General features: G+C 60.0%; 8 protein-coding genes and 3 tRNA genes. 1 reads left to right on the forward strand and 10 read right to left on the reverse strand.

Annotated elements, in window-relative coordinates; translation table 11 throughout:
* Window positions 1-51: 51 nt before the first annotated feature.
* Window positions 52-1743: a molecular chaperone HscC gene (locus tag AC07N4_RS13880; RefSeq protein ID WP_493066264.1), complete on the forward strand. Its 1692-nt coding sequence runs from the start codon at window positions 52-54 to the stop codon at window positions 1741-1743.
* Here AC07N4_RS13880 and AC07N4_RS13885 read toward each other — a convergent pair.
* From AC07N4_RS13885 to AC07N4_RS13930, 10 genes are all read right to left on the reverse strand, one after another.
* Window positions 1740-4418: a DUF805 domain-containing protein gene (locus tag AC07N4_RS13885; protein WP_493066265.1), complete on the reverse strand. Its 2679-nt coding sequence runs from the start codon at window positions 4416-4418 to the stop codon at window positions 1740-1742. The two genes, AC07N4_RS13880 and AC07N4_RS13885, sit on opposite strands and share 4 nt — an antisense overlap.
* Window positions 4415-5113 (reverse strand): DUF1266 domain-containing protein, encoded by a 699-nt coding sequence (locus tag AC07N4_RS13890; protein ID WP_493066266.1) that lies wholly within the window; start codon window positions 5111-5113, stop codon window positions 4415-4417. Before AC07N4_RS13890 ends, AC07N4_RS13885 begins: the two co-directional genes overlap by 4 nt.
* A gap of 185 nt (window positions 5114-5298) precedes the next feature.
* Window positions 5299-5745 (reverse strand): Hsp20 family protein, encoded by a 447-nt coding sequence (locus AC07N4_RS13895; protein ID WP_102621524.1) that lies wholly within the window; start codon window positions 5743-5745, stop codon window positions 5299-5301.
* A 120-nt stretch (window positions 5746-5865) separates the two neighbouring features.
* Window positions 5866-6825: a tRNA dihydrouridine synthase gene (locus tag AC07N4_RS13900; protein WP_102621523.1), complete on the reverse strand. Its 960-nt coding sequence runs from the start codon at window positions 6823-6825 to the stop codon at window positions 5866-5868.
* A gap of 35 nt (window positions 6826-6860) precedes the next feature.
* The gene (locus tag AC07N4_RS13905) at window positions 6861-7322 is read right to left on the reverse strand and encodes an acyl-CoA thioesterase (protein WP_085732471.1); all 462 of its coding nucleotides are present in this window, start codon (window positions 7320-7322) and stop codon (window positions 6861-6863) included.
* A 47-nt stretch (window positions 7323-7369) separates the two neighbouring features.
* The gene (locus tag AC07N4_RS13910) at window positions 7370-8203 is read right to left on the reverse strand and encodes an alpha/beta fold hydrolase (protein WP_085732470.1); all 834 of its coding nucleotides are present in this window, start codon (window positions 8201-8203) and stop codon (window positions 7370-7372) included.
* A 30-nt stretch (window positions 8204-8233) separates the two neighbouring features.
* Window positions 8234-8773: a TetR/AcrR family transcriptional regulator gene (locus AC07N4_RS13915; protein ID WP_102621522.1), complete on the reverse strand. Its 540-nt coding sequence runs from the start codon at window positions 8771-8773 to the stop codon at window positions 8234-8236.
* A 181-nt stretch (window positions 8774-8954) separates the two neighbouring features.
* A tRNA-Glu gene (locus tag AC07N4_RS13920) sits at window positions 8955-9030 on the reverse strand.
* Between the two features lie 78 nt (window positions 9031-9108).
* Window positions 9109-9184 (reverse strand) — tRNA-Ala (locus AC07N4_RS13925).
* Window positions 9185-9237: 53 nt separating this feature from the next.
* A tRNA-Glu gene (locus AC07N4_RS13930) sits at window positions 9238-9313 on the reverse strand.
* Window positions 9314-9462: the final 149 nt, after the last annotated feature.

Genomic DNA, 9462 nt, shown 5'->3' on the forward strand with positions numbered 1-9462 from the left:
TTGGCGGCAACCTGTAGGGTCGCGTTTTTTCGCGCCGTTTCGAGATCGATCATGCAGGATGCAACCCTCCCCCGCCCGGCCCTGCTGGGCATTGACCTTGGTACCACCAACAGTTTGATCGCCGTCTGGCAGGACGGTCAGGCCCGGTTGATCCCCAACGCCCTCGGCGAGGTACTCACGCCTTCCGTCGTCAGCCTCGATGAAGACGACAGCATTCTGGTCGGCAAAGCCGCCCGCGCACGCCTGACCACCCACCCGGAACGCACAGCGGCGGCGTTCAAGCGATTCATGGGCAGTGAAAAACGTCTGGAACTGGGTGGGCGCTCATTCAGCCCGGAAGAACTCTCGGCGCTGGTGATCGGTTCGCTCAAACAGGATGCCGAGGCCTTTCTCGGTCATCCGGTGTCTGAAGCGGTGATTTCCGTGCCGGCGTATTTCAGTGACGAGCAGCGCAAACGCACGCTGTTCGCCGCCGAACTGGCGGGCCTGAAAGTCTCCCGCCTGATCAACGAACCGACCGCCGCCGCCATGGCCTACGGGCTGCATGAACAGAAATTCGAACGCACGCTGATCTTCGATCTGGGCGGCGGGACTTTCGATGTCACGGTGCTGGAATATGCGTTGCCGCTGATCGAGGTGCATGCGTCCACCGGTGACAACTTTCTGGGTGGCGAAGACTTTACCGAGGCCTTGCTGCAGGCGTGCCTCAGCGAATGGCAACTGACGCCCGCCATGATCGACGCGCAGGGCATGGCCAGCTTGAGCGATGCGCTGGAACAGCTCAAATGCAAACTCGGTGAAGGCACCCGGCACCTGAACTGGCGATATGCCGACAGGACGTTCGAATGGTCGCTGGACGAAACCCGTGCGATAAAAATCTGGGGACCTCTTCTGGCCCGCTTGCGCGCACCGATCGAGCAAGCCCTGCGCGATGCCCGCCTCAAACCCCGAGACCTCGACAGCCTGGTGCTGGTGGGCGGCGCCACACGGATGCCGGCGGTGCAGCAAATGGTGGCCACGCTCTTCGGACGCCTGCCTTACCGACACCTCGATCCGGACACGATCGTCGCACTGGGTGCGGCGACGCAAGCGGCGTGCAAGGCACGGGACGGTGCAGTTGAAGAGTTGATTCTGACCGATGTCTGCCCTTACACCCTGGGGATTTCGACCAACCGTGGTGAAGGTATCAGTGGTGCTTTTTCGCCGATTATCGAGCGCAACACCGTTATTCCGACCTCACGGGTACAGCGCTACTCCACAACGTTTGCACAACAGACCGAGATCCGCATTGCGGTTTATCAGGGTGAGCGCCCGTGGGTGCGCGACAACATCTTCATTGATTCCTTTGATGTGCAGTTCAAGCCTAGCGAACATATTCAGAGCCTGGATGTACGCTTCAGCTATGACATCAATGGCCTGCTGGAAGTGGACGTCACCCTGCTCGACAGTGGCGAACGTCACAGCCACAGTATCGACCGCAGTCCGACCGGGCTCGACGAGCAGGCTCGGCAAGACAGCCGTGAACGGCTTTCTACCCTGAAAGTCCACCCTCGCGATTCGCTGCCCAACCGCACATTGCTGGCACGCCTTGAACGCGCCTGGATGCAGAGCCTCGGCAATGAACGCGAACGCATTGCCGACTGGATGGACACCTTCAACGCCGTGCTCGGCGGCCAGCAACCCAGGGAGATTGCCAGCCATCGATCACAGCTCGAGAAGGCGCTCGATGAACTGCATCTCTAACCGTTGAGCCGACGCAGCGTAGCCTGCAAGCCGCCGGGCAGCATGTCTTCACCGGCGCTGTCCGGCGGCACACCATAACGGTTGGGCAGCTTGTCACCGGGAAACGCAAACAGCATCAACGGCAGAAACGGCAACACCGGCGACAGGCAGAGCAGGATCAACAACGTCGGGATGCCCCGCCCCATGTCATGCAAACGTCGCAGTATGGCCCCAAGCAAGAACACACCGCCCAGCAGCAATACGGCAATTGCGGACAACGGTGTGCCGCTGAGCAAAGCCGCCAGCGGCGTCACCAACAACGAGCCGAGCACCTGCCAGAAGAACGGCCCGCGCGCCAGGCGAGTATTCAGGCGCCAGAAGGCCACAGGCGATGCCGGACGACTGTCGGCCCGGGCCAGCAGCAAGCGTTCCGACCACGACAACAATGCACTGAACGCCAGACGCAGACCGACCCCATGGTCCGGGTTGTCCTTGGCGCGCTGCATGCGCAGCAAAATCTTCTGTCGCGGCACCCCGGCGCTGCCGTAGCGCACCAACCCTTTGAGCGCATCGAGGGCCAGGTAAAAGGTCTCGCTGTGGATACCTTCATACTCCGTCAACGCCTGTGATGGCGGGTGCGTCGGCTCGCCCTTGATCAGACTGTGACGGAAACCGTCGAACCAGTCCTGTGAGTTGATGATCTCGGTTGTCCTTTCGAGCAAATAGCGGCGTTGCTGCGCATCCATCAATGGATCGTGATACAGCACACCCGTCAGCAGCATGCGTCCGAGCACGTCATCACTGAACGCACGCAAGTCGCTGTGCACACAATCATACAAGCGGTCATTGCTCAGTAATCGCACGCTGTCGAGTGCTTGCTGGACGCCCGTCAATTGCCGGGCAAGTACGGCATGCACCGGGTCTTCGACCTGCAACCAGCCAAGCAAACCGTTGAGATCTCCCTGCTCGCGATAAAGACGCCGCAACAGCGGTTGCAACCGACTGGCTGGCTGGGCCGAATCGAACGGCAGGTGTTCCAGCGTCAGATCACCCGTCAAGCTCAGCCAGCGCTCCGGCTCGCTGAGCAATGCCAACAGATATAGGGTGCTGGCGTGCCATTGCCACACCGCTTCTCCCGAGCCGACAGGTGGCAATGCCACGCCTCGATCACTCAACTGGGTCAGCACACTCAGCACCGCCAACTCGCCGGCCATGTACGTGTCGCCCAAGGAGAATGCCTGCTCGATTCGCTCCAGCGCTACCGGGCTGTATGCTCGCAACCTGCGCAGCCATGCAAGGCAGACTTTGTGGCCGCTGCCTTTCTCCAGCGCTTCGGGCAGGTGCGTTTGCTGTGAACCCTCATCGATAAACGCGCCCATCGTCAGCGGGATCGGCCCATGACTCAACCAACGCAAATGCTGTCGGGCTTGAGACCTGAACCCGCTCAGAACCAGTTCTTCAAGTGCATCGATGGCCGGAGGCTGATCGACCAACTGTTGTAACAGTTGCACATCGCCTCGATGCAGGGCCCAGGCATGTCGATAAAGCTGCTGCAGTCGAACATCGTCGTGCGCGCCCAACAGCAACGCGAGCAAAGGCAATTCGTCGTCGGCCATCCGCCAGTTCAAAAACGCCTTGGCCAGGCCCTGAGTCTGGTCCGGGCCAATGCCCATCCAGCGAGCCAGGGTTTCGGGCCGGAGCGATGGACTGCCGTAGGCTTGAGTGGCATCCCCCAGATCAAAGGCCCAATCGCGAAAATCACCGAGACGGTCGAAGGCCTGAATCAACAAAGGAAGAAAATCCGGCTGACGCCTGGCGCACAAGGCCAACAACTCGCTCTCGGCCTTTGGGTGCCGGTGTTCCTGCCAGAGTTGCACCCAGCACGCAAATGCCTCGTCCTCCAGCCCCAGCAGGCTGTTCTGACAGGCCAGCAGGTACAGCGAATCCACGTCATTCGGCGTTTCACGCTGTAGCTCGACGCAGAACTGCCGCAGGCCCTCGCCCCCAATGCCAGCCTGAGTGAACTGCACGACCAGACGCTTGATCGACGCCGTGTGATCCGGCAATGGCAGGCAGGTGTGCCGACTGACAAAGCGGTCGAACTCCTGCAGCGAGCGCTGATTGAAGATCATATCCAGGGTGTGCAAATACCAAAGGCTTTCGGTCTGTGCAGCGGCGGACCAATCCCCCATCAACGCCATATCGAACGGGTCGGGCTTATTGATCTGATCGAGAAAGTCTTCCGCCTGCCGAGCCTGCTCGAAGCCCAGCGACATCAACTGATGCTGCCAGCCCATGTGGTCAACGAGTACGCTGGCGCAACGATGCGACAACAGATCGGCGTTGAACATCTGGCCAAACAGCGCCCAGCGCAGGTCGTCGAGCACGCCGAGCGGCAGTTGATCCAGGGTTTTGACAAAGCTCTGCCAGGCCTGCGGATCAAAACGCTGCTCCGGGTCGTTCAACAGATTGTCAAAGTCGGCAAGGGCCTGAGGCACTTCCGAAACCACGGTTTCAGACACTTCAAGTGCTTCTTCGCGAGCAAAGCGAATCGCACTTTCGTATGCCTGACGCAGTGCCTGGAATCCTTCAGGGTCGGATTCCGGATGATGTTCCGGCAGCCGTGCGCGGTAGGCATCTCGAATCAACGATTCATTGTCGGTGGGTTCGATACCCAAACGTATCCAGCAACTCATGACCAGTCGAACTCCTCAAGAGATTCCGGACGCTGGGGCAAGTCGAGCTCCAGATGCCAAGGCAGGCTGTTCAGAAAAACCGGCATGTTCTGCGCAAGCCCACGGGCCACTTGCACGCTGTTCGATTGCTCGCCCTGCCGATCCAGCTCGAAAGCAAAGGTGTCATCACCTTTGCTTTCACACCCCCAGAACCCGCGACCGAAAAGGAATCCGTTGAAATACGATTTCCAGCTGCTGTAGTGGTATTGGGCCCTGACCGCCAACCGCCCGTGCAACCAGGCGCTTTCAGTCAGATCAATCCACTGGTTGCGCACCGCGCAGCGCAGCAGAAATCCCATGCGACCATAGTCCCAGGCCAGAATGCCGCCAGGCCCGCAGTCACCAAAGGTGCGACTGGCAAAATCGTGCAGAACGCGCTCACGCGGTTCGAGAGTTTCCATCAATGCGTGCCATTCGCCGGGCAGACAACGCTGCCAGGCCTGATAGGCACCATTGAGATGTCTGGCATGACCGTTGTCGGTCATGCGTTTGAACATGCTCAATAATTGCGGGCGGTCATTGATTCCCCAGCTGCATTGCAAGTCGATGAATTGTGGATCGGCGTAAAACGCTGGCTCGTCGTATTCGGCGCGAGGATTGAGCGCCACCATCGGCGCAGAGAGGGCGCACAGCCAGCGCTGTTGAATATCGTCCATGAAAAAGGCTCCAGGCCGACCGGTAAGGATGGGGGTCGGCAAAACTGCGGCGGATTGTAGAGAAACCGCCGCTGGCGGCAAAGCCGAACTGCAGTTTTCCTGCGCCCACAAAAAAGGCCCCGACGTATCGGGGCCTTCATTCAGCGGCTTATCGCCCGTTCAGACGACTTGTTTCTGCAAGTGAATCAGTGTTGCAGCGCCGGCTTCTGCGTCCCGTTGATCGGGATGCGCTTGGCTTTCGCTTCTTCCGGGATCACGCGCAGCAGATCGATGCTCAGCAGGCCGTTGCTCAGGCCGGCGGCCTTGATCTCGATGTGATCGGCCAGGCGGAAGGACAGCTTGAATGCACGCTGGGCAATGCCCTGGTGCAGGAAAGTGACGCCTTCGTTCGCGTCACGCTTGCCGCCACTGATGGTCAGCACGCCTTTCTCGACTTGCAGTTCCAGGTCTTCTTCCTGGAAACCGGCCGCCGCCACGACGATGCGGTATTGATCGTCACCGTGTTTTTCGACGTTGTAAGGCGGATAGCTGCTACCCGGTTCGTTGCGCAGGGCGGTTTCGAACAGGTCGTTGAAACGGTCGAAGCCTACCGAGGAACGGAACAGTGGCGCGAGGGAAAATGCAGTACTCATGGTTCAAATCTCCTGAAAACAATCAGCAAGGTTTTTTGTCTCCGCGACCCGAATTCGGCATCGCGTAACCCTTAGATAGGGACCTGCGTTTTGTTTTCAAGAGATTGTTCGGAGATTTTTTCAGGCGGCTTCGGCGACCGGCAAGCCCAGCAAACGCGAGACGTGGTCCGGCTCGGTTTCTCGGCGCAACACGGTGAACAACTCGGTAGCCTCAGGATAATTGCGGGTCAGCATCGCCAGCCATTGCTTCAAGCGGCCCGGGGATTGGCGTGCTGTCATCTGCGCCTTGGCTTGCAGCCAGAAGTCCTGGATCAGCGGCAGCAGCTCGGCCCAGGTCATCTCGACGACTTCCTCGCCGGCACGGGCGGCAGCGATCTGACGGGCCAGATCCGGACGCGACACCAGGCCGCGACCGAGCATGATGTCCTCGACGCCGCTGATTTCCCGGCAGCGGCGCCAGTCTTCGACGCTCCAGATGTCACCGTTGGCGAACACCGGCACCTTGACCACGTCCTGCACGCGCGGAATCCACTCCCAATGAGCCGGTGGCTTGTAGCCGTCCATCTTGGTTCGAGCGTGAACCACAATGTGCTCGGCGCCGCCTTCGGCCAGCGCCGTGGCGCAGACCAGCGAGCCGTCCGGGCTGTCGAAACCGAGGCGCATCTTGGCGGTGACCGGAATGTGCGCCGGCACGGCACGCCGCACGTGTTCGACGATCTGGTTGAGCAGCTCCGGCTCCTTGAGCAGCACCGCACCGCCACGGGACTTGTTGACGGTCTTGGCCGGGCAGCCGAAGTTCAGATCGATCACTTCAGAACCCAGTTCGCAGGCCAGCGCAGCGTTTTCCGCCAGGCACACCGGATCGGACCCCAGTAATTGCACGCGCAACGGTACGCCGGAAGCTGTGCGGGCGCCGTTGAGCAATTCAGGGCCGAACTTGTGGAAATAGGCCGGAGTCAGCAACTGGTCGTTGACCCGGATGAACTCGGTCACACACCAGTCGATACCGCCGACACGGGTCAGGACATCGCGCAGGATGTCATCGACCAACCCTTCCATCGGCGCCAAAGCAATTTGCATGGGAAACACACACTCAAGGAAAAACGTGCGGCAGTTTACTGGGTTTCGCGGGTTAAACCCATGTCCGCTGTCTGGATGGCCGGGCCGTAGCCTTCGATGAACTCGGCGGGCATGCGCTTGGGCCTGCCGGTGGACAGCTCGATGCAGACAAAGGTGGTCTGGGCGCGCAGCAGCGTGGTGTTGTCGCTGGGGCGAATCAGCTGGAAGTGACGGGTCATTTTCAGGCGCTGATCCCAATCGACGATCCAGGTCGCCAATTGCAGTTCATCACCTTCGTAGGCGGCCGCCAGGTAGTCGATTTCGTGCCGCACCACCGCCATCGCCCGATCCAGACGACGGTACTCGACCAGATCCAGACCCAGCCGCTGCGAGTGGCGCCAGGCGCAACGTTCGAGCCAGGAGACGTAAACCGCGTTGTTCGCGTGCCCCAGCCCGTCGATGTCCTCGGCGCCCACTTGCAGATCAATGGTAAACGGCGTTGCCCGATCCCAGCCCATGCCCTACTCCCGGTCAAATGATTCAACCGAGGCAGTGTAACGGATGACTACGCCGATTGCCGCGCCTGAAGGCTGCGACCGGCCAGCAGTGATAACACACCATCAATCACCCGAGGGTCGGCCAGCACGCGCTGGTGACCGCCGGCTTCCAGGCGCAGCAGTCGGCTGTCGAACCAGGATTCGTGGATCAGTTGGGATTCCTTGACCGAGACGAAGGTGTCGTCTTCGGCGTGCACGATCAGGCCCGGCATATCCAGCTGATAGTGGGCGACATCGAGGGTTGCGGCACGCATGCCGACGTCCTGCTCGACTTGCCGAATGAAGGCAGAACGAGCTCTTGGCGGCATTCCGACGTAACGGGCAAACCCGCGCAACACGCCCAGAATGCGAGCCGGCGCAGCAATGCTGACCAGGGTTTCAGTGCGCAACCCCAATTGCACCGCGAGCATGGCGCTGGCGCCGCCCATGGAGTGGCCGATGACGGCCTGCAGCGGAGGCAATTCAGCGGCGGCTTCGAGCATGGCCCGGGCAAACAGTACGACGTTGGCTTCGCGCCCTGGCGAACGACCGTGGGCCGGACCGTCGAGAGCGACAACGGTGTAACCGGATTCGACCAGCGCCGTGATCAGCGCGGCAAACTGGGTCGGACGCCCTTCCCAACCGTGCATCAGCAGAACCGTCGGACCTTGCCCCCAGCGCAGCGCGGAGAGGCCGAAACGCAAAGTGATCCGCTCGGATTTCGCCAGCAGCGGCAATTCCCAATCCCGTGGCGCATTGGCGCGTGGGGTCATGAATGCCAGCCGCATTTTGCTTGCCACCAGTTTCGGTGCAAACCAGCCCAAGGTGCCATTAACGCCGCGAACCCACTTCAACGTGCTCATCGCTCTCTCCTCAGGCTCGTTGCCTTCAGGTCAACGCACCGCCGACTTGGCAGCGCGCAGCAATCGATCGGATAAATCACCAGGCCCCAACGCCCTTGAGAGCGCCAGACCACCTACCATCAAGGCCACGTCGGCCAACGTTTTATCGATGTCTTCAGGGCTTGAAGCCAACTGCGCGATCATCAACTCCAGGTGCTCGTTCAGTGCGATGCGGAACTCTTCCGGCAGCCGTCCCAGCTCACCGATGGATGCCGGGATCGGGCAGGCCGAATCGCTGGAATCACGGTGTTTGCGCGACAGGTAGAACGCTGCCACCAGGGCGCGACGTTCTTCGCCGGTCAATTCAGAGTCCATATCGGCGATCAGGTCTCGGCGACGCCCCAGCAACTGCTTGAACGCCTCAAGCATCATGGCGTCCTTGCTTTCAAAGTGCGCATAGAAGCCACCGACAGTCAGGCCGGCGGCGCCCATCACTTCACCCACGCTCGGCTCGGCCGGGCCACGCTGGATCAGTGCGGCGCTGGCAGCCTTGAGGATGCGTTCGCGGGTTTGAGCTTTTTTGTCGTTCATCGTTGCCTCCGAATATTACGATTAGAATATTATTCTCATAATAATATTCTGCAAGTCGAAAATATGACCGCTGGTCTGAAGCACAGTTTAAGGAAAAAGGAGATTTGGCCAAACGCCAGACAAACAAAAGGGCCATTCAATAATTGAATGACCCTTATAAATCCCGCAGAGCGGGTAATCGTGGCGTCCCCTAGGGGACTCGAACCCCTGTTACCGCCGTGAAAGGGCGGTGTCCTAGGCCACTAGACGAAGGGGACACAAACCTTCTATACAACTGATCAGTGCTGAGATCTGATCGATTCAAGGTCGGTGTGGCCAGACCCTGAACTGTAAATTGGTGGAGCTAGACGGGATCGAACCGTCGACCTCTTGCATGCCATGCAAGCGCTCTCCCAGCTGAGCTATAGCCCCGGATTTTTCGCCTCGCGGCGGAGCGACATCTTGCAACATCGCTTCTGTAAAACTGGCGTCCCCTAGGGGACTCGAACCCCTGTTACCGCCGTGAAAGGGCGGTGTCCTAGGCCACTAGACGAAGGGGACGCAAACCCTTCTATACAACTGATCAACGCTGAGTGTTGATCGCTTCGAAGCCGGTGTGGCCAGGCTTCGAAGTGTAAATTGGTGGAGCTAGACGGGATCGAACCGTCGACCTCTTGCATGCCATGCAAGCGCTCTCCCAGCTGAGCTAT

This window comes from Pseudomonas sp. GW821-FHT09E04 (assembly GCF_059416185.1).

Excerpts from the sequence above, each read along its gene's own strand:
- AC07N4_RS13880 (WP_493066264.1), top strand. The coding sequence starts at position 52 with ATGCAGGATGCAACCCTCCCCCGCCCGGCCCTGCTGGGCATTGACCTT.
- AC07N4_RS13885 (WP_493066265.1), bottom strand. The coding sequence starts at position 4,418 with ATGAGTTGCTGGATACGTTTGGGTATCGAACCCACCGACAATGAATCG.
- AC07N4_RS13890 (WP_493066266.1), bottom strand. The coding sequence starts at position 5,113 with ATGGACGATATTCAACAGCGCTGGCTGTGCGCCCTCTCTGCGCCGATG.
- AC07N4_RS13895 (WP_102621524.1), bottom strand. The coding sequence starts at position 5,745 with ATGAGTACTGCATTTTCCCTCGCGCCACTGTTCCGTTCCTCGGTAGGC.
- AC07N4_RS13900 (WP_102621523.1), bottom strand. The coding sequence starts at position 6,825 with ATGCAAATTGCTTTGGCGCCGATGGAAGGGTTGGTCGATGACATCCTG.
- AC07N4_RS13905 (WP_085732471.1), bottom strand. The coding sequence starts at position 7,322 with ATGGGCTGGGATCGGGCAACGCCGTTTACCATTGATCTGCAAGTGGGC.
- AC07N4_RS13910 (WP_085732470.1), bottom strand. The coding sequence starts at position 8,203 with ATGAGCACGTTGAAGTGGGTTCGCGGCGTTAATGGCACCTTGGGCTGG.
- AC07N4_RS13915 (WP_102621522.1), bottom strand. The coding sequence starts at position 8,773 with ATGAACGACAAAAAAGCTCAAACCCGCGAACGCATCCTCAAGGCTGCC.